The sequence below is a fragment of the Corynebacterium sp. c25Ua_89 genome, assembly GCF_047459735.1.
GTDB lineage: Bacteria > Actinomycetota > Actinomycetes > Mycobacteriales > Mycobacteriaceae > Corynebacterium > Corynebacterium simulans.
In genome coordinates, this window is sequence record NZ_JASBOD010000003.1 from 362871 (window position 1) to 386144 (window position 23274).

30 protein-coding genes are annotated in these 23274 nt (G+C 58.3%); 23 read left to right on the plus strand and 7 right to left on the minus strand.

Annotated features, from left to right (window positions below; translation table 11 throughout):
* Window positions 1-10 precede the first annotated feature (10 nt).
* Together QKB66_RS07125 and QKB66_RS07130 are read right to left on the minus strand one after the other, a co-directional pair.
* The gene (locus tag QKB66_RS07125; RefSeq protein ID WP_248092751.1) at window positions 11-430 is read right to left on the minus strand and encodes a multidrug transporter; all 420 of its coding nucleotides are present in this window, start codon (window positions 428-430) and stop codon (window positions 11-13) included.
* Window positions 431-1339: a carbohydrate kinase family protein gene (locus tag QKB66_RS07130; RefSeq protein WP_414252985.1), complete on the minus strand. Its 909-nt coding sequence runs from the start codon at window positions 1337-1339 to the stop codon at window positions 431-433. It abuts the gene before it with no gap.
* 21 nt (window positions 1340-1360) lie between these two features.
* Between QKB66_RS07130 and QKB66_RS07135 the strand changes: the two genes are divergently transcribed.
* A complete protein-coding gene (locus QKB66_RS07135; protein ID WP_414252986.1) occupies window positions 1361-2686 on the plus strand; it encodes a glycoside hydrolase family 32 protein in 1326 nt (441 codons plus the stop codon).
* 130 nt (window positions 2687-2816) lie between these two features.
* Entirely contained in the window at window positions 2817-4868 is a 2052-nt protein-coding gene (locus QKB66_RS07140) for a sucrose-specific PTS transporter subunit IIBC (RefSeq protein ID WP_414252987.1), read from the plus strand.
* Window positions 4869-5087: 219 nt separating this feature from the next.
* Here QKB66_RS07140 and QKB66_RS07145 read toward each other — a convergent pair whose 3' ends face one another.
* Window positions 5088-5978, minus strand: a complete 891-nt coding sequence (locus QKB66_RS07145; RefSeq protein ID WP_248092746.1) for a hypothetical protein — start codon at window positions 5976-5978, stop codon at window positions 5088-5090.
* Window positions 5979-6509: 531 nt separating this feature from the next.
* Here QKB66_RS07145 and rplN point away from each other — a divergent pair.
* From rplN to rplE, 3 genes are read left to right on the plus strand one after another with little or no spacing between them, the layout of a single operon-like run.
* Window positions 6510-6878, plus strand: a complete 369-nt coding sequence (gene rplN / locus QKB66_RS07150; RefSeq protein WP_061920530.1) for a 50S ribosomal protein L14 — start codon at window positions 6510-6512, stop codon at window positions 6876-6878.
* 4 nt (window positions 6879-6882) lie between these two features.
* Entirely contained in the window at window positions 6883-7197 is a 315-nt protein-coding gene (gene rplX, locus QKB66_RS07155; protein WP_005527724.1) for a 50S ribosomal protein L24, read from the plus strand.
* A 2-nt stretch (window positions 7198-7199) separates the two neighbouring features.
* A complete protein-coding gene (gene rplE, locus QKB66_RS07160) occupies window positions 7200-7751 on the plus strand; it encodes a 50S ribosomal protein L5 (protein ID WP_046646792.1) in 552 nt (183 codons plus the stop codon).
* A 57-nt stretch (window positions 7752-7808) separates the two neighbouring features.
* Here rplE and QKB66_RS07165 read toward each other — a convergent pair whose 3' ends face one another.
* Window positions 7809-8831, minus strand: a complete 1023-nt coding sequence (locus QKB66_RS07165) for a hypothetical protein (RefSeq protein WP_235591317.1) — start codon at window positions 8829-8831, stop codon at window positions 7809-7811.
* Between the two features lie 194 nt (window positions 8832-9025).
* On the opposite strand from QKB66_RS07165, the gene QKB66_RS07170 reads away from it, so the two are divergent.
* Window positions 9026-9811: a formate/nitrite transporter family protein gene (locus QKB66_RS07170; protein ID WP_062035873.1), complete on the plus strand. Its 786-nt coding sequence runs from the start codon at window positions 9026-9028 to the stop codon at window positions 9809-9811.
* On the opposite strand, the gene QKB66_RS07175 is transcribed toward QKB66_RS07170, so the two are convergent.
* From QKB66_RS07175 to QKB66_RS07185, 3 genes are read right to left on the minus strand one after another with little or no spacing between them, the layout of a single operon-like run.
* Window positions 9808-10560, minus strand: a complete 753-nt coding sequence (locus tag QKB66_RS07175) for a B3/4 domain-containing protein (protein WP_414252988.1) — start codon at window positions 10558-10560, stop codon at window positions 9808-9810. The two genes, QKB66_RS07170 and QKB66_RS07175, sit on opposite strands and share 4 nt — an antisense overlap.
* Window positions 10557-11399, minus strand: coding sequence for a formate dehydrogenase accessory sulfurtransferase FdhD (gene fdhD, locus QKB66_RS07180; protein WP_414252989.1), 843 nt, complete (start codon window positions 11397-11399; stop codon window positions 10557-10559). Before fdhD ends, QKB66_RS07175 begins: the two co-directional genes overlap by 4 nt.
* Window positions 11399-11644 (minus strand): DUF6457 domain-containing protein, encoded by a 246-nt coding sequence (locus tag QKB66_RS07185; RefSeq protein WP_061920542.1) that lies wholly within the window; start codon window positions 11642-11644, stop codon window positions 11399-11401. The genes fdhD and QKB66_RS07185 overlap by 1 nt, the downstream gene beginning before the upstream one ends.
* A gap of 353 nt (window positions 11645-11997) precedes the next feature.
* On the opposite strand from QKB66_RS07185, the gene rpsH reads away from it, so the two are divergent.
* From rpsH to QKB66_RS07270, 17 genes are all read left to right on the plus strand, one after another.
* Window positions 11998-12381, plus strand: coding sequence for a 30S ribosomal protein S8 (gene rpsH / locus QKB66_RS07190; RefSeq protein ID WP_061920544.1), 384 nt, complete (start codon window positions 11998-12000; stop codon window positions 12379-12381).
* Between the two features lie 14 nt (window positions 12382-12395).
* The gene (rplF, locus tag QKB66_RS07195) at window positions 12396-12932 is read left to right on the plus strand and encodes a 50S ribosomal protein L6 (RefSeq protein WP_061920547.1); all 537 of its coding nucleotides are present in this window, start codon (window positions 12396-12398) and stop codon (window positions 12930-12932) included.
* A gap of 3 nt (window positions 12933-12935) precedes the next feature.
* Complete coding sequence (rplR, locus tag QKB66_RS07200; protein WP_248092739.1) at window positions 12936-13337, plus strand: 50S ribosomal protein L18; 402 nt, start codon at window positions 12936-12938, stop codon at window positions 13335-13337.
* Window positions 13338-13377: 40 nt separating this feature from the next.
* Window positions 13378-14004: a 30S ribosomal protein S5 gene (gene rpsE, locus QKB66_RS07205; RefSeq protein WP_005527787.1), complete on the plus strand. Its 627-nt coding sequence runs from the start codon at window positions 13378-13380 to the stop codon at window positions 14002-14004.
* Between the two features lie 3 nt (window positions 14005-14007).
* Complete coding sequence (gene rpmD / locus QKB66_RS07210) at window positions 14008-14193, plus strand: 50S ribosomal protein L30 (RefSeq protein WP_061920551.1); 186 nt, start codon at window positions 14008-14010, stop codon at window positions 14191-14193.
* A gap of 3 nt (window positions 14194-14196) precedes the next feature.
* Complete coding sequence (rplO, locus tag QKB66_RS07215) at window positions 14197-14646, plus strand: 50S ribosomal protein L15 (protein WP_061920553.1); 450 nt, start codon at window positions 14197-14199, stop codon at window positions 14644-14646.
* A gap of 247 nt (window positions 14647-14893) precedes the next feature.
* A complete protein-coding gene (secY, locus tag QKB66_RS07220; RefSeq protein WP_061920555.1) occupies window positions 14894-16219 on the plus strand; it encodes a preprotein translocase subunit SecY in 1326 nt (441 codons plus the stop codon).
* Complete coding sequence (locus QKB66_RS07225) at window positions 16219-16764, plus strand: adenylate kinase (RefSeq protein WP_070732028.1); 546 nt, start codon at window positions 16219-16221, stop codon at window positions 16762-16764. The genes secY and QKB66_RS07225 overlap by 1 nt, the downstream gene beginning before the upstream one ends.
* 6 nt (window positions 16765-16770) lie before the next feature.
* Complete coding sequence (gene map / locus QKB66_RS07230) at window positions 16771-17571, plus strand: type I methionyl aminopeptidase (RefSeq protein WP_414252990.1); 801 nt, start codon at window positions 16771-16773, stop codon at window positions 17569-17571.
* Between the two features lie 117 nt (window positions 17572-17688).
* Window positions 17689-18525 carry a L,D-transpeptidase gene (locus tag QKB66_RS07235; RefSeq protein ID WP_414252991.1) on the plus strand — a complete coding sequence of 279 codons (837 nt, stop codon included), beginning with the start codon at window positions 17689-17691 and terminating at the stop codon, window positions 18523-18525.
* Window positions 18526-18792: 267 nt separating this feature from the next.
* Entirely contained in the window at window positions 18793-19011 is a 219-nt protein-coding gene (infA, locus tag QKB66_RS07240; protein WP_004566852.1) for a translation initiation factor IF-1, read from the plus strand.
* 181 nt (window positions 19012-19192) lie between these two features.
* A complete protein-coding gene (gene rpsM / locus QKB66_RS07245) occupies window positions 19193-19561 on the plus strand; it encodes a 30S ribosomal protein S13 (RefSeq protein WP_034656519.1) in 369 nt (122 codons plus the stop codon).
* A gap of 3 nt (window positions 19562-19564) precedes the next feature.
* Complete coding sequence (gene rpsK / locus QKB66_RS07250) at window positions 19565-19969, plus strand: 30S ribosomal protein S11 (RefSeq protein WP_034656521.1); 405 nt, start codon at window positions 19565-19567, stop codon at window positions 19967-19969.
* A 21-nt stretch (window positions 19970-19990) separates the two neighbouring features.
* On the plus strand, window positions 19991-20596 hold the full coding sequence (gene rpsD / locus QKB66_RS07255) for a 30S ribosomal protein S4 (protein ID WP_061920567.1): 606 nt from the start codon (window positions 19991-19993) through the stop codon (window positions 20594-20596).
* A 114-nt stretch (window positions 20597-20710) separates the two neighbouring features.
* Window positions 20711-21721 carry a DNA-directed RNA polymerase subunit alpha gene (locus tag QKB66_RS07260; protein WP_061920569.1) on the plus strand — a complete coding sequence of 337 codons (1011 nt, stop codon included), beginning with the start codon at window positions 20711-20713 and terminating at the stop codon, window positions 21719-21721.
* A 73-nt stretch (window positions 21722-21794) separates the two neighbouring features.
* A complete protein-coding gene (rplQ, locus tag QKB66_RS07265; RefSeq protein WP_248092734.1) occupies window positions 21795-22280 on the plus strand; it encodes a 50S ribosomal protein L17 in 486 nt (161 codons plus the stop codon).
* Window positions 22281-22458: 178 nt separating this feature from the next.
* Entirely contained in the window at window positions 22459-23271 is an 813-nt protein-coding gene (locus QKB66_RS07270; RefSeq protein ID WP_414252992.1) for a trimeric intracellular cation channel family protein, read from the plus strand.
* Window positions 23272-23274 lie beyond the last annotated feature (3 nt).

A 23274-nucleotide genomic window follows, 5' to 3' on the forward strand; every position in this document is an offset into this window, starting at 1 on the left:
GTTTCGCCGATTAGTGCTTGACCGGAGTAACGCGGCCAGCCCGCCAATCCAGGAAGGCCATGGCGGCGCAGAAGATGTTGAGCACGGCGCTGGTGCCCAGGGTGAAGGTGCCTACCTTGTACATGGTGGTGCCGGCGGCGTCGAAGTTGTTGAAGATGATAAGCCAGCAGATCCAGCCGATGAGCGCGGTCAACGCAGCGAGGGCGGAAAGTGCGCGCAGGCCACGTGCGGGGCGTTCAGATGGGGCGAAGGCTTTGTGCGCGGCGTCGACAAGAATGGCGAGCGCAACGAGGATACTCACGATGCCGGATAGCCACGTGGGCAGCAGGGCAGAAGTGCCCAGGACTACCGGGAAGATGAAAGACAGCGCCACGAAGATGAACGCCACGGTGTGAAGTATGGCGCTACGGCCCTGGTAGGAAGCAAACACTTAGGCCCCCTTCTTCTGAGCATCTGCTTGCATGGCAAGCACTTCTGCGCGGTGCGGTGGCTGTGCGCCCTTGTGAGAGACGGTAATCGCAGCGGCTGCCGCTGCGAATTCCAAAATCTCTTTCCAGTCGTATGCGCTCAAGTGAGTGAGCTCTTCGGCCGTGAGGTTGTGGCGGGCGATCTCTGTGAGCAGCGCACCCATGATGGTATCGCCCGCGCCGATGGTGTCGGCGACGTCGACCTTGACGGAAGGCACATCGAGCCGGGTCGTGCCAGCGCGCAACGTGAGGCCCTCGCTGCCGCGGGTAACCACCACGACTGGAACCTGCTTGAGCGCCTGCTTGCCCAGGAATTCCACCTCTTCCTCAGAAAGCTTCAGCACGGTGACGTGGGCAAGTAGCTCGTTGAGGAAGGCCTTGTGCTTATCGTTGGCGTAGAACGGGCGGATATTCGGATCGAGCGCCACGATGCTGCCCTTAGCTGCGAATTGCTTGAGCAGTTTGCCATAGCGCGAAGCACCCGGCTCCAACGCGAGAGAAACAGTGCCGAAGCAGGCAATCTCGGCGTCGGAAAGCGTGGGCTCAACCAACCTATCTGCCGTGCCCTCCGTGTAGAAGGTATAAGACGCCGAACCATCATCACCGATGCTGGTCACGGCCAAAGTGGTGGGCTCTGGACCGCGCTGGACCATAGACGTGTCCACGCCTTCTTGTTCCAGCCTTTCCACCAGCGCGTTACCGAAACCGTCGGTGGAAAGGCGCGACTGGAAGCTGACCTCGCCGCCCAGACGCGCCGCCGCGATGGCCACATTGAAAGGCCCGCCGCCCAAAGCCGGCGTGAGGTCTTGCAAGCTACCTGGGCTGACGGGGACGAGATCGACGAGTCCTTCGCCACACACATGGATTCTCATGGATTCCATAGTATCGGTGATATGAACTACCGTCCGAACTTCCACATCGCGCCCCCGTATGGCCGTCTCAACGATCCAAATGGTGTCTTTCTAGATGGCGACACCATGCACGTTTATTACCAACACGACCCCTGCTTCCCGCATGCGCCGAAGCGCACGGGGTGGGCGCATGCCTCGGCGAAGTACTCGGTGGCAGGCCCCTGGCGGCATCATCCGGACGTGCTTTCACCTGACCTGCCCTATGACAAGGACGGCTGTTACTCCGGCGGTGCCGTGGTCGATGGCACCGACGTGTGGCTGTTTTATACGGGCAACCTCAAGGTGGATGGCAAGCGCATTCCTTCCCAGAACCGCGTGCGCGTTCTCGACCCTTCCGGCCCTGAGGGCGGCATTTATCATCGCGATGCCGCGAACCCGCTGATTCCCGATAGCGAGGAAGGCTTTACCGGGCACTTCCGCGATCCGCAGATTTCCCGGGATGAGCAAGGCTGGCGCATGGTCATCGGCGCGCAACGTGAGGACGAGAACGCTGCGGTGGTGCTCTACCGCTCGCAGGACCTTAAGAACTGGGACTTTGAGGGAGCACTGGATTTCGCGCTTGACGACGCCGCGCCGGGGCTTAGCCCCGATCTCCTACCGGGCGGATATATGTGGGAGTGCCCAAACCTTGTGACCTTGACTGATAAGGCAACTGGTGAGTCTAAGGACGTCCTGGTCTTTTGCCCGCAGGGGCTTGAACCCGTCAAAGTGGATGGGCAAACGCACTACGCGTCTTCTGACCAGTGCGGCTACCTAGTTGGCAAGCTGGACGGCACCACCTTCCACGTCGAGCGTGGTTTCAGCGAGCTGGACTATGGACACGAGTTCTATGCCCCGCAGCTGGTTGGCATGAGCGATGGCCAAGCGCTGCTGCTCGGCTGGATGGGCCTTCCTGCTCGAGATGACAAGCCCACCGTGGAGGAGGGCTGGGTGCACACCCTGACCTTGCCGCGCCGGGTATGGCTGGAAGACGGCGTGCTTTATCAATGGCCGGTGTGGGAGACGATTCCCGATGCTGCTGGTAGGGAGGGCTTCGGCAGCACGGTGAGCCTGAGCTCTTCGCGTGGCGGCAGCTATAGCCTCGTGGATGCTGAAGGTAGGGAACACCTGCGCTTTACCGCAGGCGGAGGGCTGCTGCGCGTGAGTGTGGGCGATGACGAGCGCGTGATTGCTTGCCCAGAGGGCGGGGTCATGGCCATTGCCGATGGCTGCGCCGTGGAGATTTTCGCTGGCGGTGGGCGAATTGCGGCGTCGGCAAGCGTATTTGGCGAAGGCGAAGCGCGATGGAGCGGCTGGGTTAAGAACTAGGTGACCGTTCAAACGGCAAAACTTGGTGAATTTTCCCTCAAATATGTCCGAGCTCTTGGCTTTTTGTCTGGAAGCTGTATCTAATGGTTCTAGGTTGATTAGCTCGTGAAAAAGAAAGGGAGCTTTTCCTATGGACCATAAGGAAGTTGCCGCACGGACCCTGCGTGCACTTGGCGGCGAAGAAAACATCATCGGCTTGGCGCACTGCGCAACGCGCCTGCGCATGGTGCTGAAGGATACGAAGAAGGTCGATACCAAGGCCTTAGAGGCTGACCCTGATCTCAAGGGAATCTTTGAAGCCGGTGGAATGTTCCAGGTCATCGTTGGCCCAGGTGACGTCAACATTGTTTATAAAGAATTGAACGGCATGATCCATAAGGACGTTGCCGTTTCCACCGAAGAGCTCAAGGACATTGCCGCTAATTCCGGCAACTGGTTCTCCCGCGCCGTCAAGGTGCTCGCGGATATCTTCGTGCCGCTCATCCCGATTCTGGTCGGCGGCGGTTTGCTGATGGCGCTGAACAACGTCTTGTCGGCTGAAGGGCTGTTTGGTGAGAAAGCGGCCATTGAAATGGTGCCGGCACTTAAAGATGTAGCTGGCCTTATCAACCTGCTGGCTTCTGCCCCCTTTGCCTTCCTGCCCATTTTGGTGGGCTTTACTGCCACCAAGCGCTTTGGCGGCAATGAGTTTTTGGGCGCGGGTATGGCCATGGCAATGGTTATGCCGGACCTGGTCAACGGCTACAACGTGGCTGAGACCATTGAGGCCGGCGACATGGAGTACTGGAACATCTTTGGCCTCGATGTCGCACAGGCCGGCTACCAGGGCTCCATCCTGCCGATTCTGGTTATTGCGTGGATCCTGGCCACGATTGAGAAGTTCCTCCACCGCCACCTAAAGGGCACGGTGGACTTCATGCTCACGCCGTTGATTACCCTGCTGGTCACCGGCTTTATCACCTTCGCGGCCATTGGCCCGGTTTTGCGTACTGCCGGTGAGTGGTTGGGCGTTGGCTTGGCCAATTTGTATGACTTTGCAGGCCCGGTCGGCGGCTTCCTTTTTGGCTTGGTTTACTCGCCAATCGTCATCACCGGCCTGCACCAATCCTTCCCACCAATCGAATACATGCTGTGGGATCAAGGCGGATCTTTCATCTTCGCCACGGCAGCGATGGCGAATATTGCCCAAGGTGGCGCAGCCCTCGCGGTCTACTTCCTGGCGCGTAGCGAAAAGCTCAAGGGCTTGGCTGGTGCTTCCGGTACCTCGGCACTATTCGGTATCACTGAGCCTGCCATCTTCGGTGTGAATCTGCGCTTGCGCTGGCCTTTCTACATCGGCATGGCTGCCTCTGCAGTGGCCTCGACTCTCATTGCCATCTTCGACGTGAAAGCAACAGCACTCGGCGCGGCCGGCGTCATCGGTTTCGTTTCGATGCGCCCGGAGGATTACAGTCAGTTCTTTATCTGTGCTGCAATCGCACTCGCGGGTTCCTTCATCGGCGCCTACCTTTATGGCCGCTACCTAGCCCGCAAGAACGGCTCCATTGATCCGGATGAGGTGAATCCTCCGGCGGCCGAGGCTCAAGCCGCCGCTGCCACCCCAGCTGCGGTAGCAGCCGAGGATGCCTGCACCATCTTCTCCCCATTGGAGGGCACCGCCGTGCCACTGTCTCAGGTCAGCGATCCTATGTTTGCCGGCGGCAAGCTAGGCCAGGGCGTGGCTATCGAGCCGACCGTGGGCAAACTGGTTGCGCCTGCCGACGGCAAAATCACCGTTACCTTCCCTTCCCACCATGCCTACGCCATTCGCACCAAGGACCCAGTGGTGGGCAATATCGATATCCTCATGCATATTGGTTTCGATACGGTAAACCTTAAAGGCGAGCACTTCACCTCCCACGTCACCAAGGGCGATGAGGTCAGGCGGGGCGATGTCCTCGCCGAATTCGATATCGACGCCATCAAGGCCGCCGGCCTTCCCGTAACTACCCCGGTGGTCGTCTCGAATTCGAAGAAGACCGGCCCTGTTATTCCTACCGCGGCTTTCCGCCCCGGCGAACTCACTGGCTTCGGTACCGATATCTTTACTGTGGATCCCAAGCCCGATCCAACATCCGCGCCAGCCACTGGACATGCAGCTACACCTGCATTCACTGACGAGCCTGCAGGCACAACCCGTTAGCTTGTAAAGAACAAAGGCCAAACTGAGGAGAACTCCTTCCCAGTTCGGCCTTTAACGGTTTAGGAATAGCGGCGCTCTCTGGAGCGAAGGCTCACCTTGAGCCCAAGCAAACTGTGACGCACCAGGGAGCCTATAGCAAAAAGCTGCGCCGACCGGACCGAAGCCCGACCGGCGCAGCCAGTCTCAATTCAGTTTCCTACTTGGTAGGAAGGCTCTTGCTTAAGCGAAGAACTTGCGGCGTGCAGCGAAAGCGCCAGCGGCAACCATTGCAGCTACGGCCAGAGCAGCCAAAGCCTGTGCAACGGAGTTGGAGCCGGTCTCAGCGGACATACCACGTGCGGCTGCCGGGGCAGCGTTGCCCTCAGCGAGCTGGCCACCCTGGGCGATAACCGCATCCTTGTTAGCGTTCAGCATCTGCTCGGAAGCAGCCTTTTCCTCAGCGGTCGGTTCCTGGTTCTTGCGTGCTTCGTCCTTGACGTAGGTCTTGCCGTCCTGGGAGAGGTACCAGGTGATGCCACCAATCACCAGGGCTGCCGGAAGCGCCAACCATGCGAGCTTCTTCTTGTCGAATTCAGGCTTCGCATCTTCAGAAGGGAATGCCTTCGCGTAAGCGTCACGCATCTCGGCGGTAACTTCCACGTTGACCAAGGCCGGATCGTTGACGTAAACCGCCGGATCCTTCATGCTCTGGTACCAAGTGTTGCCCTCAGCGTCCATCTTGGTGGCAGGAGCAGGAATTGCGGAGGTGTCCTGCTGCTCCTTCACGAACTTTTCTGCCTGCTCAGGAGTCAAGCGAACAGGATCGCCTGCGACCGGCTTGGACAACCAAGAACCGTCTTCCTGCTTGAAGTACTCGACACCATCGACGGTAATCGGATCGGCAGCAACATCATGGCGTTCAATATCGCTGGTGTTCTCTTCAGCTGGGGTGCCTGCTTCAGCTGGGCTGTCTTCGGTGACGGTATCTTCATCCGCAGACGGGGTAGGCATCTCGGACAGGGTCTCGTCCACTACCGAATCCGGAATTTGGGCCTGAGCAACAGCTGCGCCACCAAAGGCGAGTGCGCCGGTCAGGGCAGCAGCGGTCAAGGTCTGTGGCAAACGCTTCATGTGTTTCTCCTTCGGGAATATGGGAAAGCGCAAAAATGTCTTTCGCGACGCAAACAACAATAGTCACATAATTCACAGTTGTCACGCGGAAATCAGAAGTTAACTGTAATTTTCATACGTCACAGCTGTGAAAAAATTGGATTATTAGAATGGTCGTGCGACCCGATTTGCACTGAGGAACGTTAAGGTGAGGTTTATATGTGCAGAGTGTGCCGATAGTTTTGGAGACTGTTTGTGTGTCGGTGCATTCGAAATAATGGGCTAAGGGGTAAGCGGGTGTACTGGCGAAAATAAATGTGGAGGTAGAGGGGCGTCGACAAGCGTCGAGCAGCGTTTTGGTAAGGGTGCTGGCGTGTGGTTGAATGTATAGGTTGCAAAAGCTGGTCGGCCCGTAGCGGTGCGTTTCCGAACCGCCGGTCCGAGACCCTTCGGTGTAATCCGTTGTCAAGGCTTGAGCATCGCAAGTTTGTAGACCGCGTGCGGTAAGGACGGAAATCTTACCGCACATCAATCCAGGTCAGGAGACCCATAGTGATTCAGCAAGAATCCCGTCTGCGCGTCGCCGACAACTCTGGTGCACGTGAGATTCTGTGCATCCGCGTTCTCGGTGGCTCCGTTCGACGCTTCGCTGGCATCGGTGACGTAATCGTCGCCACTGTCAAGGATGCTGTCCCAGGCGGCAACGTTAAGGAAGGCGACGTCGTTAAGGCTGTCGTCGTCCGTGCAAAGAAGGAGACCCGTCGTCCGGACGGTTCTTACATCCGCTTCGATGAGAATGCTGCAGTCATTCTCAAGGGCGACAACGAGCCACGTGGTACCCGTATCTTCGGCCCAGTTGCTCGCGAGCTTCGTGACAAGAAGTTCATGAAGATCGTTTCTCTCGCACCGGAGGTGATCTAGTCTTATGAAGATTCATAAGGGCGATATGGTGATTGTTATTTCGGGTCCTGACAAGGGCGCGAAGGGCAAGGTCATCGAAGCATACCCGAAGCGCGACAAGGTCCTCGTTGAGGGCGTCAACCGCGTGAAGAAGCACGTTGCTAACTCCGCTACCGAGCGTGGCGCCGAGTCCGGCGGAATCGTTACCCAGGAAGCTCCGATCCACGTTTCTAACGTTGCAATCGTTGACTCCGAGGGCAATCCGACCCGCGTGGGCTACCGTTTCGATGAAAACGGCAAGAAGGTCCGCATCGCACGTAGCAACGGGAAGGACATCTAATCATGAGCGAGAACTACACTCCGCGTCTGAAGACCCGCTACCGCGAGGAAATCAAGAAGACCCTGAATGACGAGTTCAACTACGACAACGTCATGCAGATCCCAGGTGTCACCAAGGTTGTTGTCAACATGGGTGTTGGCGACGCTGCACGTGACTCCAAGCTGATCAACGGCGCTCTCGAGGACCTCACCGCGATCACCGGCCAGAAGCCGCAGCTGCGTCGCGCAAAGAAGTCCATCGCGAACTTCAAGCTGCGTGAGGGCATGCCAATCGGCGCCCGCGTCACCCTGCGTGGCGACCGCATGTGGGAGTTCCTGGACCGCCTGCTGACCATCGCGCTGCCGCGTATTCGCGACTTCCGCGGTCTGTCCGATCAGCAGTTCGACGGCCACGGCAACTACACCTTCGGTCTCACCGAGCAGACCATGTTCTACGAGATCGACATCGACAAGGTTGACCGCCCACGTGGTATGGACATCACCGTTGTCACCACCGCTACCAACGATGAAGAAGGTCGCCGCCTCCTCAAGGAGCTCGGCTTCCCGTTCAAGTAAAGCGGCTTAAGCTTTTCGCCCTCACCTTTTGGTGAGGGCGTTTGGCGTTTTGTATGCCTACTCTGCCGGTGGGGTAACGGTCGTGACGCCTTCGTATTGCCAGCCCACCACTGCATTGCGCACGGAGGCTTCAAGGAGGTTGAGCGGCTGAATGCAGCTGATGGTGAGAAGGCGGCCTGGCATGGGGCCTTCGCCCCAGATTGTGGTGTCTTCGGCGAGGCCTTCTTTTACTGGGTCGTGCATGTCGGTGGCGCTGTAGACCAGCCAGTTGTCGCCGGAGTTTGCAGTGCGCAGGTAGAGCTTGTCGCCGAGGGCGACCTTGTGCTTGTTTGCGCCGCCGTCGTAGAGGTTGTTGAAGACACCGGGAACGCCGGCGCCGGTGTGTCCGGCGATGACGGTGATGTCTGGCGCATTAGTGCCTGGCAGCGAATACGGACGGTCCGCAGCGGTATAAGTGCAGGCCTCCGTCATCGTATCCGGGTTAATCGCGCCGTCTTTGACGCGGCAGGAGCCATCTTCAAATTCGGCATGGACCTCGATTGCAGGGATGAACATCTCAACTGCGGCGGAGGGCTCAATGACTGGAGCAGCTGCCACAGGGACTTGGTTGCTTTCTAGTCCTTCAGGAGGATCGACCACGTGATGCATCGTGGCGGCAAGAGCCACACTTGCAAGGACCGCACTTGCAAGGACACCAACCGTAATACGGAACTTGCCCGAGCTGGACCACAATTCCAGCGCGCGAGTATGGAGCGCCGGCGTGTTCGTTTCTGGCGCGCGGTGGCGGCCACCCGTGCTTTGCGACTTTGGTTGGGGGCTGCGCTTTTGGCGGTTAGGTAGTGGATTCGGCGCTGCTGCTGTTGATGTTGGTGTCTTCGGCGTCGTTGGCGTTGGGGGAGTGCGCCGCACGTAGGTGCGCTCGCCGTCGGGGTTGCCGTTGCCGGCGCGGCGGGTATCGATGGGTCTGCTATTGATGGGGCGGCGCTGTGTACTGGCGCTGGTGCTGCTGGTCCTGGCTGCCCGGGGGCGCGTGTGATCTGCGCTGTGATCTGGCAGATCGTGAGGATAACGCGGGGGCATGGGCGGCGGCTCCAGGGGGTGAGGGAGGTGGGTTCTAAAAGTAAGTGAATTTTCTAACTAACTTTAATCCTTGGCAGGCGTTAGCAACAATAACCGCGGAAAATACCCACGTGTGGTGGGCATAAAGTTGTTGGCGCAGCCTGGAACTTCGCTGTAGTGTTATCGCAGTTATAACTCTAGGTAAAGGAAGCTTCGTGTCTCTCAACGAATCTGCTGCAGCAGCAATTAAGAAGAAAGTGACTCTGCTCGACGAGTCCTTCGCCCGCTTCGCGGTACGTGCAATCCTGGCCGGCGTCTATCTCGCCATCGGTACCGGTTTCGCGGCCGTCGTAGGTCAGGCCGTCGACAAGCACGCAAAGGGCCTGGGTGCACCAGTCTTCGCCATGCTTTTCGGCCTTGGACTTTTCGCCATCGTCATCCTCGGCGCGGAGCTTGCTACCGGCAGCATGATGTACGTCGTCTACGGTGCCATCAATAAACAGGTGGGCTGGGGCAAGGGCTTTTGGCTGCTCATCGTCACCACATTCTTCAACTTTGTTGGTGCCGTACTCTTCGCCGCTGCCATGGGTGTTTCCGCGAAGCTGGGGCACATTGACCCATCGCACCTCATCGCAACGCTGTCCATGGGCAAACTAGAAAAGGGCCCAGGCGGCCTGCTGGTTGAGGGCATCCTCGCAAACTTCGTGGTCAACATGGCTATCGTCGGTGCTGTCTTTGCCAAGGACATCGTCTCGAAGTTCTTCGTCATCGTGCCGATCATCGCCTGCTTCGTGGGCCTTAGCCTCGAGCACGTCATCGCAAACTTCTGCTTGATGACGCTGACCTTCTTCTGCTCTAACCCCCTGCCGGATGGCTTTACCCTGGGCGCAGTTCTCACCAACTGGTCGCTGGTTTGGGTCGGCAACGTCATCGGCGGCGGCTTCCTCATCGGCGGCGTTTACGCCTGGCTCAACAAGGGCCCTGAGGCTTACCGCGACTAATCATTATCTTCTGCGCGCAGGATGCGCATTGCAACGACGAGTTCCGAGGAATACTCCCGGAGCTCGTCGATTAGGTTTTCACCCACAGCGCGCAGCTCGACGTCGTCGACAGGTTCCAGTGCATCGAGGATGAACAGCGCCGCAGTGGTGTCGTCGTGCAGCGCCGTGCGGGTGCACTGGCGCCAATTCCAGCGGCGGCATGTGACCCCGTTCGCATCGAGCCAGACCACCTCGCCCGGTTCGGGATGCTCGGTTACAGGCTCGCCTTTGTCCATAGTGGCGAAGTTCTCAGCACCAGTAGCTCGCACCAGCTGTGGAGCGGATACATAGTCGTTCAGGTCTTCGCCGCCGAAGGGGATCTCGTAAGTCACGGACAGCGAGTTATAGATGTCCGTGAGGCGGTTGATGCGAGGCAGCCCCTTTTCCGCGCGGCGTATGAGCGCCTCCGTGCTGTTGCGGGTTCGCGATGGCTTCGCGCCGAATCCTTGATAAGCCTTGCGCCATGCTGCGATGTGCGGGAAGTCCGTGACGGCGCACTTGCCCAAGCGTGCGCGGGCAACGTCTTCGGCGTTGCGCAAGAGCTGCTCCGAGTGGGCGTCGGAAGGCGCAGGCGTGATGCCATCGACGGCGATGAGCAGCGCGCGGTAGTCGGGACGTAAGGCCGCGACCTCGGGGCTGATGCTGGCGTCAGCAAGGAACTCGATGAGTTCCCCAGTACTGCGGATCTTTTTTGAAGAGTGGTTGCTCATCGTTTGAGTTCTCCTGGCTTGAGTTCACCTGCGTAGATGTTGAAACGATCGCCGCGGGCAAACCCTACCAAAGCCATGCCAGTCTCCCGGGCAGTCTCCACAGCGAGCGAGGATGCCGCGCTAACAGCAACGAGCATACCGAACCCGGCCATTGCTGCCTTTTGTACAAGCTCGAAGCTGGCGCGGGAGCTCATAACCAAAATAAGGTCGTCTGCGGGCAGGCGATCTTCAAGGAGCAGGTGCCCGATGACCTTGTCTGCTGCGTTGTGCCTGCCGACGTCCTCTCGCACAACGATGGGTTCGCCGTCTAAGGTGAATGCGCCGACGGCGTGGATACCACCGGTCTTGCGGAAGAGCTTTTGCTCGGCGCGCAGCTTTTCGGGCAGCTGCGCAACCACGGCTGGGTCAATCTGGATGTTGGGGAGCGCGTAGCGCGATTTCTTGTTTAAATCCTCGATGGAGCTGGTGCCGCATACGCCGCACGCGGAGTTCGTCAGCGTAAGCCGCAGATCTTTTAGCCCAATGACATTCTTCTGGGCCAGATCGATATCCAGCAGGTTATAGGTGTTCATACCGTCCACGGTGGAGCCGGCGCAGTAGCGGGCCTCGGCGACGTCGGAAAGCGCCGTGATGTGCCCTTCCGAATGAAGGAAGCCATGAGCTAGCTCAATATCATGGCCCGGAGTGCGCATGGTGGTGGTCAAAGTCTGCCCGCCGACGCGAATCTCCAGCGGCTCCTCGCCAGTGACGATGTCGGCGCGGGTATCCACCTGGGTTACCTCCGTGCCATCCAAGTGAACCTTGGTCACAGCAAAGGACTTTGTTGCCCGGCCCGCCACTAGTTCAGCTCCGTCCGCAGCTTGGCGATGTTCGCGCGCGCCTCGTCCGAATCCCGCGAGGCCAAACCAACCAAATATGCCGTCAGGGGAGCGGCCGGGCGCGAGGTGCTGTGAGCAACGTCGCGGGTGAGATCGAGCAGCTCACGGGTCAAGGCAGTGGCATCTTGCTTGTCGACGCCGATTAGTTCTGCCGCTTCCTCCAACCACTGGTGGGCGGAGTGAATAGGGTCATTTTCTGCAGTCATGACGGCCACTCTAGTCTTCGAGGGTGACATGCAGCTTCGACGCTAAAAAAGATTTGGAAAACTGCAGGTTAGCGGGTAGTGTTGCAGTTTGGACTCACGTCGAGGCTGTAGTGTGCCCAGATGGCAAATGAAATCTAGCCCTACAAGCTGCAGAAACGTAGAGCCTGAATCAAGAACTGAACATCATCTACTTTGTTGTAGGCCCCCCGCCGTTTCCGGCGGCCCGTTGTATGTATCAAAGGGTGGCGAGCGCCTTACGGTATTGACCGTGAGGAGCGTGAGTAGCCCGAAATCACACGGAAAACGCTTTGGTGGGTACGGGAACCGCAACGAGAAAGGTAACGGTCACTCACATGACCATGACTGATCCTATCGCCGACATGCTGTCGCGCGTGCGCAACGCAAGCCATGCGCACCACGACACCGTGTCGATGCCGACCTCCAAGATCAAGGCAAACATCGCCGACATCTTGAAGCAGGAAGGCTACATCGCTGACTACTCCGTTGAGGGCCGCGAGCTCGAGCTCACCCTCAAGTACAACAACCGTGAGCGCTCCATCTCTGGTCTGCGTCGCGTGTCTAAGCCGGGTCTGCGTGTGTACGCAAAGTCCACCAATCTGCCGAAGGTCCTTGGCGGCCTGGGCGTGGCTATCATCTCCACGTCGCAGGGTCTGCTGACCGACCGTCAGGCTCAGGAGAAGGGCGTAGGCGGAGAAGTTCTCGCCTACGTCTGGTAAGGGAGGATTGACACATGTCTCGTATCGGTCTAGCACCAATCGCCGTACCATCCGGCGTTGAAATCAAGGTAAACGGCCAGGAGGTCGAGGTTAAGGGTTCCAAGGGTACCCAGACCGTCGTTCTGCCAGAGCCAATCACCATCGCAGTCGAGGATTCCGTAATCACGGTTTCCCGTCCAGATGATGACCGCAAGAACCGCGCTCTGCACGGCCTGTCTCGCTCTCTCGTCAACAACGCAGTTATTGGCGTGACCGAGGGCTACACCATCAAGATGGAAATCTTCGGTGTCGGCTACCGTGTTCAGCAGAAGGGTAGCGACCTCGAGTTTTCTCTGGGTTACTCCCACCCGATCCTCATCAAGGCTCCGGAGGGCATCACCTTCGCTGTGGATGGCGCAACCAAGCTCTCCGTATCTGGTATTGACAAGCAAAAGGTCGGACAGGTCGCCGCTAACATTCGCCGCCTGCGTAAGGACGATCCTTACAAGGGCAAGGGCATTCGTTACGAAGGCGAGCAGGTCCGCCGCAAGGTCGGAAAGACGGGTAAGTAAGCAATGGCTAACACTGAAAACGCAAAGCGCAATCCAATCGGCAAGGACATCTCCTCCCGCCGTCGCGAAGCACGCGCACGCCGTCACTTCCGCATCCGTAAGACCCTGCGCGGCACCCCTGAGGCACCGCGTTTGGTCGTTCACCGCTCTTCCCGCCACATGCACGTCCAGGTCATCGACGACCTGGCTGGCCACACCTTGGTCGCAGCTTCCTCCATGGAAGCTGACGTTCGTGCACTCGAGGGCGACAAGAAGGCAAAGGCCGCAAAGGTTGGCGCCTTGATCGCTGAGCGCGCCAAGGCTGCTGGCATCGAGGCAGTTGTCTTCGACCGTGCTGGCTACAAGTACCACGGTCGCGTTGCCGCTCTCGCAGAGGCAGCTCGTGAAGGTGGTCTGAAGTTCTAATGATCATGGCAAACGGAAACATCAACGGAAGGAACGCCTAATGTCGGACCGTGAAAAGCGTGACGGCGGACGCTCCGCCGAGAACGGTCGTAATAACGACCGCAACAATGGCGGTCGTCGCAACGATCGTCGTAATCAGCAGGACAACGAGCGCGATAAGTACATCGAGCGCGTAGTCACCATCAACCGCGTCTCCAAGACCGTTAAGGGTGGCCGCAACATGTCCTTTACCGCTCTCGTCGTCGTTGGCGATGGCCAGGGCATGGTTGGCGTTGGCTACGGCAAGGCTAAGGAAGTCCCTGCCGCAATTCAGAAGGGTGCAGAAGAGGCTCGCAAGAACTTCTTCCGCGTCCCGATGATCGCCGGCACCATCACCCACCCGGTCGAGGGTCGCGACGCAGCTGGCATCGTTATGATGAAGCCTGCCGCACCTGGTACCGGTGTTATTGCCGGTGGTGCTGCACGTCCGGTGCTCGAGTGCGCTGGTGTGCAGGACATTCTGTCGAAGTCCCTCGGCTCCGACAACGCCCTCAACGTCGTCCGCGCTACCGTGGACGGCCTCAAGCAGCTGGTTCGCCCTGAAGAGGTTGCCGCACGTCGTGGCAAGTCCCTCGAAGAGGTTGCTCCGGCCCAGATGCTGCGTAAGCGCGCAGGTCAGGAGGCATAAGCAATGGCTCTGAAGATTACCCAGGTAAAGGGCCTGGTGGGTACCAAGCCGAATCACCGCAAGAACATTGAGGCTCTCGGCCTCAAGAAGATCGGCCAGTCTGTTGTAAAGCAGGACACCCCGATCATCCGCGGCATGGTTCAGAAGGTACGCCACCTGGTCACCGTCGAAGAAGTGGCAGGGGAGTAAACCATGGCTGATATCATCAAGCTGCACGACCTGCGCCCATCCGCAGGAGCAAACAAGCCTAAGACCCGCGTCGGCCGCGGTGAGGCTTCCAAGGGTAAGACCGCTGGTCGCGGTACCAAGGGCACCAAGGCTCGTAAGCAGGTTTCCGCTGCTTTCGAGGGTGGCCAGATGCCGATCCACATGCGTCTGCCGAAGCTGAAGGGCTTCAAGAACCCGAACCACGTTGAGTACCAAGTAGTCAACGTTGCAGACCTCGCAGAGGCATTCGCAAACGGTGGCGACGTCACCGTTGCAGATCTCGTCTCCGCAGGCCTGGTTCGTAAGAACCAGCCGGTCAAGGTTCTGGGCAACGGCGACATCAACGTCAAGCTGAATGTCACCGCTGACAAGTTCTCTAAGTCCGCTGTTGAGAAGATTGAGGCTGCTGGCGGCACCGCTACCGCAACCAAGTAATCAACTGCGTTACTTAAAGCATTAAGGCGCCCGCTTTCCCGAGTCTTCGGGAGGCGGGCGCTTTCTTTATTAGTTGGCTGGCAATCCTTACCTTAAATGTGGCTAAATGGCGCGTGGCTGGTAGGCTTGCATGGTCATAAGTGTTCAACCTTCCCCATGTTAGGGGACAGATGAGTTCCACCTCCGAGCGTTGTCACCTATTTTCCCTTAAACGTTGATAGCGCCGGAAGGCCAGGAGGATTTTGTAGTGTCCGCCATTTTGCAGGCTTTTAAGGACGCCGACCTGCGTAAGAAGATCATCTTCACCATCTTGATGATTATTGCTTACCGCATTGGCGCCCAGATTCCATCCCCGGGCGTTGATTACGCTTCGATCTCCGGTCGTTTGCGTTCTCTGACGGAGGAGTCCGGCAATCTGTATTCCGTGATTAACCTGTTTTCAGGTGGCGCGCTTTTGCAGTTGTCTATCTTCGCCATCGGCATCATGCCGTATATTACGGCTTCGATCATCGTCCAGCTGCTGACCGTTGTCATCCCGCACTTTGAGCAGCTGAAGAAGGAAGGCCAGTCCGGTCAGGCCAAGATGACGCAGTACACGCGTTACCTCACGCTCGCGCTGGCGTTGCTGCAGTCTTCCGGCATCGTGGCCCTAGCGGACCGCGAGCAGCTGCTGGGCCAAGGCGTACCGGTTCTGGCTGAAGACCGTAACTTCTTTACCCTTATCGTTTTGGTCATCACCATGACCGCGGGCGCCATCCTCGTTATGTGGATGGGCGAGCTCATTACTGAAAAGGGCATCGGCAACGGTATGTCCCTGATGATCTTCGCCGGCATTGCAACGCGCTTGCCTACCGACGGCGTGGGCATCATGCAGAACAACGGCGGTCTGGTCTTCGCCATGGTCGCCGCGGGTCTTATCGTGTTGGTCGTTGGCATCACCTTTATCGAGCAGGGCCAGCGCCGCATCCCAGTACAGTACGCGAAGCGCATGGTTGGTCGCCGCCAGTACGGTGGTTCCTCTACCTACCTGCCGCTGAAGGTTAATCAGGCCGGCGTTATCCCGGTTATCTTTGCGTCCTCGCTTATCTATATGCCGGTGCTTATCACCCAGATCGTGAACTCTGGTTCCGGTAACGTTCCGGATAACTGGTGGCAGCGTAACGTGATTGCGCACCTGCAGTCCCCGAGCTCCTGGCAGTACATCGTCTTGTACTTCGTCCTGACCATTTTCTTCTCTTACTTCTATGTCTCGGTGCAGTATGACCCTGCTGAGCAGGCAGACAACATGAAGAAGTATGGTGGTTTCATCCCGGGTATTCGTCCGGGCCGCCCAACCGCACAGTACCTCGGCTTCGTGATGAACCGTCTGCTGTTCGTAGGCTCCCTATACCTTGCGTTGATCGCTATTCTGCCGAATATCCTGCTGGATCTCGGCGTTGGCCATTCTTCCGCAAACGGCACCTCCGCTTTCGGCGGTACCGCTATTCTGATTATGGTCTCGGTTGCTCTGACTACCGTCAAGCAGATTGAGTCCCAGCTCCTACAATCCAACTACGAAGGACTTCTCAAGTAATGCGTTACGTACTCCTCGGCCCTCCCGGTGCCGGCAAAGGCACCCAAGCAGCAATCCTGAGCGAGAAGCTGTCTGTTCCGCACATCTCCACCGGTGACCTGTTCCGCGCCAACATTGGCGAGGGCACCCCGCTGGGCGTTGAGGCAAAGTCCTACATTGATGCCGGCAAGCTCGTTCCGACTGACGTCACCGCGCGCATGGTTGAAGATCGCCTTAACCAGGACGACGCTGCAAACGGCTTCCTGCTGGACGGCTTCCCACGCACCGTGGAGCAGGCTGACATTCTGGCCGAGCTGCTCGAGAAGAAGGGTGTCAAGCTCGACGGAGTTATCAACTTCGAGGTTTCCGAGGACGTCGTCGTTGAGCGCATGCTGGCCCGTGGCCGCGCTGATGACAACGAGGAGACCATCCGCACCCGACTCGGCGTATACCGTGACGAGACTTTCCCGCTCATCCAGCACTACGGCGATGAAATCATCAACGTCAAGGCTGAGGGCACCGTTGAAGAAATCAACGAGCGTACCCTGAAGGCTATGGGCAAGTAATACGCCATGGGATTTAGACGCCGCAGCAAAACCATTCCCGCACGCACCCCAGGTGAACTGGATGCGATGCAAGCCGCCGGAGAAATCGTCGGCAAAGCATTGCAGGCCGTGCGCGCCGCTGCGGCGTCTGGCGTATCCACACTCGAGCTCGATGAAGTAGCCGAGCAAACAATCAGGGACTTGGGTGCTACCCCCACCTTCAAGGGTTATGAGGGCTTCCCAGGTTCCATATGTGCCTCCGTCAACGATGTCATCGTGCACGGCATTCCGGGCCAAGACATCGTGTTGGCGGAAGGCGACTTAGTCTCCATCGACTGCGGCGCAACGCTTGACGGTTGGGTAGGAGACAGCGCGTGGACCTTCGGTGTGGGCAATCTGGCCCCCGAGGCGACCGCGCTTAACGACGCCACGGCATGGGTTTTGGCTGAAGGACTCAAGGCGATGGTCCCGGGCAATCGCTTGACGGACGTTTCGCACGCTCTTGAGCAAGCAACTTACCGTGCCGAAGACAAGTTTGGCGTCGATCTTTTCATCGTGGATGGTTACGGCGGCCACGGTATTGGCCACACCATGCACGAAGAGCCTTATCTCGCGAACGAAGGAAGGCCGGGCCGCGGCCCTCTCATTCAAGAAGGGTCCGTTCTCGCGATTGAGCCGATGCTTACCCTGGGCACGGAAGATAACGCCGTGCTTGACGACGATTGGACTGTGGTCACCCTTGATGGCCGCCTCGCCGCTCACTGGGAACACACCGTAGCCGCGACCGCTAACGGCCCGCGAATCCTTACTCCTCGCTATAAGCCTTAATCCTTGCTGCCAACCTGTCCCGCTGCGCGTGCCCGCAGCTGGTAGCTGAAATTCACAGGGGATGATTATGGTCGCGTCGAGTATGCGGATTCCACGTGAGGGTCTATACTCGTTGCCATGTCTAAACTTCGCCCCCGCAACGTGTCCTCTAAGGCACGTCGTGCCCTAGTTGCCCCTATGACCGCCGGCGTCATGACCGTCTCCGTTCTGGCAGGCGCCCCAGCTGCTTCCGCACAGACCGTTCCTTCCATCGAGTCCATGAGCTCCGATGCGCAGTCACAGATTGATGCCCTGACCGCGGACGCCCGCGCACAGATCGATAACTTCGTCGGTCAGTCCCGTGAGCAGGCTTGGAACACCCGTAACCAGATCCTGGATCAGGTTAAGGTTCTGAACCCGTCTGCTGCAGACGCTATTCAGCCGGCTGTTGACGCCGCAGTCAACGCTGTTTTCCCAGGCCTGATTGACCAGAAGAACGCGGAAGCACGCGCGGCACGAGAGGCGCAGGAGCGTGCACACGCAGAGCAGGTTGCACGCGAACATGCTGCGGCTGAGGCGGCTGCACGTGAGGCCGAGGCGCAGCGCAAGCGCAACGAGTTTGACCGCGGCCCTTGCCCGGCGGATGCACGCGTCTGCGTTGACCTGAACGGCAAGCGCACCTGGCTGCAGGACAACGGCAACGTTTCCTACGTAGCATCTGCGATGTCTGCTGGCATGGCAGGTCAGGAAACCCCGCGCGGCACCTTCTACATCAACCGCAAGATCAAGGACGAGATCTCCCGCGAGTTCGGTAACGCGCCGATGCCTTACTCCATGTACTTCACCAACTCCGGCCACGCATTCCACGAGGGTTCCCCGGCTTACGAGTCCAACGGCTGCATCCACCTGTCGCACCAGGATGCTGTTCGCTTCTGGAACGATGTGCCAGTCGGCTCCAAGGTTTTCATCTACTAAGCATCCAAAGCGCAGACGCTTTTAATCTCTTTCAAAGAGAATTCTCCCCGTGGAAGATAATTCCCCGGGGAGAATTTTTTGCTTTATTGCCGCTTTGGCGCGTGTCGCTAAGAGTGCGCAGGTAGAGGAGTTTGTTTATTGCTCGCACGCAGCGTATGCTAGAGCGCTGGTGTATGTTTGCGGTCTTATTTACCGCGACGTCGCCAAGCAGTAGACACCAAACATGCAGGTGACACTCACTTGAAGTCACCTAGAAAAGTAGAGGTTATGGCTAAGGAAGGCGCAATCGAGGTCGAGGGTCGTATTATCGAGCCTTTGCCAAACGCAATGTTCCGCGTCGAGCTCGACAACGGACACAAGGTTCTTGCACACATTTCTGGCAAGATGCGTCAGCACTACATTCGCATCCTCCCAGAGGATCGCGTGGTTGTAGAGCTGTCCCCTTATGACCTAACCCGCGGACGCATCGTCTACCGCTACAAGTAAACACTGTAAGCCTCCTTACCCTCTGGCATAGCGGCGCTATGTCTAGCCCACCTCAGGCTGCGATGGCCTGAGCCCGCACTGGTAAGTAGCCCACAGATCCGGCATCGGCCCGGGCGAAGTGCTGCATGGAGCGGGGCGGATAGGGAGAAAACCATCGTAACAACCCGAAAGGACACGCCACATGGCACGTCTAGCTGGTGTTGACCTTCCACGCAATAAGCGTATGGAGGTCGCTCTCACCTACATCTACGGCATCGGTCCAACCCGTGCCAAGGAATTGCTGGAAAAGACTGGCATTTCTCCTGACCTGCGCACCGACAACCTCGACGATGATCAGCTGTCGGCGCTGCGTGACGTAATCGAAGCTACCTGGAAGGTCGAGGGTGACCTCCGCCGCCAGGTTCAGGCTGACATCCGTCGCAAGATTGAAATTGGTTGCTACCAGGGCATTCGCCACCGCCGTGGCCTGCCGGTTCGTGGTCAGCGCACCAAGACCAACGCTCGTACCCGCAAGGGCCCGAAGAAGACGATCGCAGGAAAGAAGAAGTAATTCATGCCTCCAAAGACTCGCTCCGGCGCGCGTCGTACTGGCCGTCGCGTCGTAAAGAAGAATGTGGCCGCAGGCCACGCTTACATCAAGTCCACCTTCAACAACACCATCGTGTCCATCACTGACCCGTCCGGTGCTGTTATCTCCTGGGCATCCTCCGGCCACGTTGGCTTCAAGGGTTCCCGTAAGTCCACTCCGTTCGCTGCACAGATGGCTGCTGAGAACGCTGCTCGTAAGGCAATGGAGCACGGCATGAAGAAGGTCGACGTATTTGTTAAGGGTCCGGGCTCCGGCCGCGAGACCGCCATCCGTTCCCTGCAGGCTGCAGGCCTCGAGGTTTCCTCGATCACGGATGCAACCCCACAGCCGCACAACGGCTGCCGTCCAACCAAGCGCCGCAAGGTTTAAGGGAAAGGAAGAGGTAAGAAAATGGCTCGTTACACTGGCCCCGCTACCCGCGTATCCCGCCGTCTGCGCGTCGACTTGGTCGGCGGCGACATGGCATTCGAGCGCCGCCCGTACCCACCGGGACAGGCTGGCCGCAACCGCATCAAGGAATCCGAGTACTTGCTGCAGCTGCAGGAGAAGCAGAAGGCTAAGTACACCTACGGTGTGCTTGAGCGTCAGTTCCGTCGTTACTACGCCGAGGCTAACCGCCGCCCGGGCAAGACCGGTGACAACCTGGTCGTTCTGCTCGAGTCCCGCCTCGACAACGTCGTCTACCGCGCTGGCCTGGCAAACACCCGCCGTCAGGCTCGCCAGCTTGTCTCCCACGGTCACTTCACCGTGAACGGCAAGAAGATCAACGTTCCTTCCTTCCAGGTTTCGCAGTACGACATCATCGATGTTCGTGAGCGTTCCCAGAAGATGGAATGGTTCGAAGACGCTCAGGACCGCCTGGTCGATGCCAACGTACCGGCATGGCTGCAGGTTGTTCCTGAGACCCTGCGCATCCTCGTGCACCAGCTGCCCGAGCGCGCTCAGATCGACGTTCCGCTGCAAGAGCAGCTCATCGTCGAGCTTTACTCGAAGTAAACTTAGTAACCGAGTGCCCCGTTTGTGGCATTCGGAGAAGAGTGAATCTTCGAAACCTCAATCTTTACCCCTTCTACCGACGTCAAATAGCGGGCGTCGACAAGGAGATATTCAATGCTCATTTCCCAGCGTCCTCAGCTCACCGAGGAATTCATCGAGCCGTCTCGTTCCAAGTTCGTCATCGAACCGCTCGAGCCGGGCTTTGGTTACACCCTCGGTAACTCCCTTCGTCGTACCCTGCTGTCCTCCATCCCGGGTGCAGCAGTAACTTCCATCAAGATCGATGGTGTTCTCCACGAGTTCACCACCATCAACGGTGTGAAGGAAGACGTCTCTGAGATCATCCTCAACATCAAGGGCTTGGTTCTGTCTTCCGACTCTGACGAGCCGGTTGTTATGTACCTGAGCAAGGAAGGCCCAGGTGTTGTTACCGCGGGCGATATCCAGCCGCCGGCTGGCGTGGAGATCCACAACCCGGATCTACATATCGCATCCCTGAACGACACCGCCAAGCTGGACATGGAGCTCGTCGTCGAGCGTGGCCGCGGCTACGTTCCAGCAGCACCGACCTCTGGTGAAATCGGACGCATTCCGGTTGACCAGATTTACTCCCCGGTCCTGCAGGTCTCTTACAAGGTCGAGGCAACTCGTGTTGAGCAGCGCACCGACTTTGACAAGCTGATCATCGACGTCGAAACCAAGAACTCGATTTCTGCCCGCGACGCCCTGGCTTCCGCCGGCGGCACCCTGGTCGAGCTCTTCGGCCTGGCTCGCGAGCTGAACAATGCTGCTGAAGGCATCGAGATTGGCCCGTCCCCGCAGGAGACGGAGTACATCGCGGCCTACAGCATGCCTATCGAGGACCTGAACTTCTCCGTTCGTTCCTACAACTGCCTGAAGCGTCAGGAGATCCACACCGTTGGTGAGCTCGCAGAGTGCACCGAGTCGGACCTGCTGGATATCCGCAACTTCGGCCAGAAGTCGATTAACGAGGTAAAGATCAAGCTGGCTAACCTGGGCCTGGCTCTCAAGGACACCCCTGAGGACTTCGACCCAACCCAGCTTGAGGGTTACGACGCAGAAACCGGTGACTTCAAGGATCCGTCTGCGGACGATTCCGAGTAAAGCACCACACTGACCTGCGGCCCGAGCTTATGCTCGCCGCGCGCTCACTTTATCCGCACACGAGGAGTACATAATGCCAACCCCTAAGAAGGGTGCCCGTCTCGGCGGCTCCGCTACCCAGCAGGCTCACCTGCTGAGCAACCTGGCTGCTAGCCTGTTCGAGCACGGCGCAATCAAGACCACCGATGCGAAGGCGAAGATGCTTCGTCCTTACGCTGAGAAGATCATCACCAAGGCTAAGTCCGGCACCCTTGCTGACCGCCGCGCAGTGCTGAAGCTCATCCCGCACAAGGATGTTGTTGCGCACCTGTTCGACGAGCTGGGTCCTAAGTTCGAAGGCCGTGAGGGTGGCTATACCCGCACCATCAAGCTGGAGAACCGTACCGGCGATAACGCCCCGATGTCCCAGATCTCCCTCGTTCTCGAGGAGACCGTGACTTCCGAGGCAACCCGCGCTACCCGCGCAGCTGCTTCCAAGCAGGCTGAGGCTGAAGAACCTAAGGCTGAGGAAGCACAGGCAGAAAACACCGAGGCTTCCTCCGAGGAGTCCGCAGAGTAGTTCTGCCTTATCCTTAAAAGGCCGCACCGCCGCGCCATCTTTTCCAGCCCGTTAGGGTTGTGGGAGACTGGCAAGGGGTGCGGCTTTTGCCGTATTCGGTTTTGTTAAACTGGGCAGTCGCTAAAATGCAACGGCCCTATTACTCCTAATACTGCAGAAAGATCCTAAATCTCTCGAAATGACTCCACTGTTTTCCGTTCTGTACGTCATCGGCATTACCGCTGAGTCGATGACCGCTGCCCTTTCTGCGGGCCGGCAGAAGCTCGATTTGTTTGGCGTGATGCTGATTGCGTCTATTACTGCTCTAGGCGGCGGAACGGTGCGTGACATTGTCTTGGATGCCTATCCCTTGACCTGGGTGGGCGAGCCAATGTACCTCCTAGTGGTGCTCGCCGCATCGATTGTCACGGTGTCCATGTCATTTTTGATGCACTACTTTAGGCATCTTTTCTTGCTTCTCGACGCCCTGGGCCTTGCCGTATTTAGCGTTCTCGGCGCCCAGAAGGCTTTGCATTTGGGCCATGGTTTCTTGATTGCAGCCACAGCGGCAGTAATCACCGGTGTCTTTGGTGGCATCCTGCGTGACCTGCTTTCGGACCGCGTCCCGCTGGTATTTTCCGGCGAGTTCTACGCCTCGATTTCGCTGCTCGCGGTCTGCGTCTACATGGGCCTGCTTCACGTTGATGTTGGTGAACACAACGCCGCGATCATCACCGTTGTCGTTGCCTTCATGGCACGCATCGCGTCGATGTATTACGGCAAGGGGCTGCCGGTCTTCGAATACAGAGGCGCAGATCAGCCCATCGACCCGCGAATTCGCCTATCTGCGCGCCTGGTCAAGGCCGGTGCGCGAAAGGCAAAGCAGACCCTGCACTTAGATCGGGCTAGCTACGTCGCGATGAGCAAGCTGCGCCCGCCGATGCGCTTGCGCATGACACGCAATAAACAAGACTGGGATCTCAACAGTGATGGCCCTGGACAAGGGAGTTAATTA

Coding starts and splice junctions, on each gene's coding strand:
- QKB66_RS07130 (WP_414252985.1), bottom strand. CDS start 1,339: ATGAGAATCCATGTGTGTGGCGAAGGACTCGTCGATCTCGTCCCCGTC.
- QKB66_RS07135 (WP_414252986.1), top strand. CDS start 1,361: ATGAACTACCGTCCGAACTTCCACATCGCGCCCCCGTATGGCCGTCTC.
- QKB66_RS07140 (WP_414252987.1), top strand. CDS start 2,817: ATGGACCATAAGGAAGTTGCCGCACGGACCCTGCGTGCACTTGGCGGC.
- QKB66_RS07145 (WP_248092746.1), bottom strand. CDS start 5,978: ATGAAGCGTTTGCCACAGACCTTGACCGCTGCTGCCCTGACCGGCGCA.
- rplX (WP_005527724.1), top strand. CDS start 6,883: ATGAAGATTCATAAGGGCGATATGGTGATTGTTATTTCGGGTCCTGAC.
- rplE (WP_046646792.1), top strand. CDS start 7,200: ATGAGCGAGAACTACACTCCGCGTCTGAAGACCCGCTACCGCGAGGAA.
- QKB66_RS07165 (WP_235591317.1), bottom strand. CDS start 8,831: ATGCCCCCGCGTTATCCTCACGATCTGCCAGATCACAGCGCAGATCAC.
- QKB66_RS07175 (WP_414252988.1), bottom strand. CDS start 10,560: ATGAGCAACCACTCTTCAAAAAAGATCCGCAGTACTGGGGAACTCATC.
- QKB66_RS07185 (WP_061920542.1), bottom strand. CDS start 11,644: ATGACTGCAGAAAATGACCCTATTCACTCCGCCCACCAGTGGTTGGAG.
- rpsH (WP_061920544.1), top strand. CDS start 11,998: ATGACCATGACTGATCCTATCGCCGACATGCTGTCGCGCGTGCGCAAC.
- rplF (WP_061920547.1), top strand. CDS start 12,396: ATGTCTCGTATCGGTCTAGCACCAATCGCCGTACCATCCGGCGTTGAA.
- rplR (WP_248092739.1), top strand. CDS start 12,936: ATGGCTAACACTGAAAACGCAAAGCGCAATCCAATCGGCAAGGACATC.
- rpsE (WP_005527787.1), top strand. CDS start 13,378: ATGTCGGACCGTGAAAAGCGTGACGGCGGACGCTCCGCCGAGAACGGT.
- rpmD (WP_061920551.1), top strand. CDS start 14,008: ATGGCTCTGAAGATTACCCAGGTAAAGGGCCTGGTGGGTACCAAGCCG.
- rplO (WP_061920553.1), top strand. CDS start 14,197: ATGGCTGATATCATCAAGCTGCACGACCTGCGCCCATCCGCAGGAGCA.
- QKB66_RS07225 (WP_070732028.1), top strand. CDS start 16,219: ATGCGTTACGTACTCCTCGGCCCTCCCGGTGCCGGCAAAGGCACCCAA.
- map (WP_414252990.1), top strand. CDS start 16,771: ATGGGATTTAGACGCCGCAGCAAAACCATTCCCGCACGCACCCCAGGT.
- QKB66_RS07235 (WP_414252991.1), top strand. CDS start 17,689: ATGTCTAAACTTCGCCCCCGCAACGTGTCCTCTAAGGCACGTCGTGCC.
- infA (WP_004566852.1), top strand. CDS start 18,793: ATGGCTAAGGAAGGCGCAATCGAGGTCGAGGGTCGTATTATCGAGCCT.
- rpsM (WP_034656519.1), top strand. CDS start 19,193: ATGGCACGTCTAGCTGGTGTTGACCTTCCACGCAATAAGCGTATGGAG.
- rpsK (WP_034656521.1), top strand. CDS start 19,565: ATGCCTCCAAAGACTCGCTCCGGCGCGCGTCGTACTGGCCGTCGCGTC.
- rpsD (WP_061920567.1), top strand. CDS start 19,991: ATGGCTCGTTACACTGGCCCCGCTACCCGCGTATCCCGCCGTCTGCGC.
- QKB66_RS07260 (WP_061920569.1), top strand. CDS start 20,711: ATGCTCATTTCCCAGCGTCCTCAGCTCACCGAGGAATTCATCGAGCCG.
- rplQ (WP_248092734.1), top strand. CDS start 21,795: ATGCCAACCCCTAAGAAGGGTGCCCGTCTCGGCGGCTCCGCTACCCAG.
- QKB66_RS07270 (WP_414252992.1), top strand. CDS start 22,459: ATGACTCCACTGTTTTCCGTTCTGTACGTCATCGGCATTACCGCTGAG.